Origin of the sequence: Paenibacillus sp. FSL R7-277 (assembly GCF_000517965.1) — a bacterium.
GTDB lineage: Bacteria > Bacillota > Bacilli > Paenibacillales > Paenibacillaceae > Paenibacillus_AQ > Paenibacillus_AQ silagei.
On the sequence record NZ_ASPX01000093.1, the window covers coordinates 1 to 734 of the forward strand.

Below are 734 nucleotides of genomic sequence, written 5' to 3' on the forward strand. Positions count from 1 at the left end.
TACGCCTCTTCCGGTGTGGGCAAAGAGGGGTAGCGTGTTTCGAATAGCTCTTTTAGCTTCTTTTTAACGGCATCCACTCCAAAGCCTTGGGCGACCCGCCCTGCATGACGTTCATTGTATTCCAGCATCTCCAGGTACACGATTTTCTCTGCGGCATCCATGTTTGTCAGACTGTTCATCGGTTTCAGACGCTTGCGGATTTCCTTGTTCATCCGCTCGATGGGGTTCGACGTGTAGATCGCTTTACGGATCGACAGCGGATAGTTGTAGAACGTCAGGAGGGTGGATAACTGTTCCTCCCAGGACCTCATTTCCTTCGGATACAGCTTGTTCCACTTCGCTTTGACCGTATCAAAGTTAGCCCGGGCTACCACTTCATCCGGTGCCGTATATACGGTTTTCAACGCCTCCATGACATCGGTTTTGTGCTCCACCCGAATTTTATGAAACGTGGCCCGCACTTTGTGCACTACGCAATGCTGTACATCCGCCTGAGGATAGGTCTCTTTAAACGCCGCATCCAGTCCCGGTAGCCCGTCAAACACACCCAGCAGGACTTCCTGTGCTCCGCGGTCGTACAGGTCTTTGAGTACCTCCCGCCAGCCATTCGAACTCTCTTGGCCACCCACGTAGAACCCGAGAATTTGACGCTGTCCCTCCTCGTCAATTCCCATCGCAAAGTAGACCACTTCACCACGAACCGTGCCCCGTTTCAGCTTCACGTACAGCCCATC

Annotated in this window: 1 protein-coding gene; it reads right to left on the minus strand. The window is 53.0% G+C overall.

Translation table 11 applies throughout. The features are described from left to right. Positions 1–734, minus strand: a 734-nt coding sequence (locus tag C173_RS27055; protein WP_155991659.1) for an IS256 family transposase, incomplete at both ends; no start/stop codon positions are given.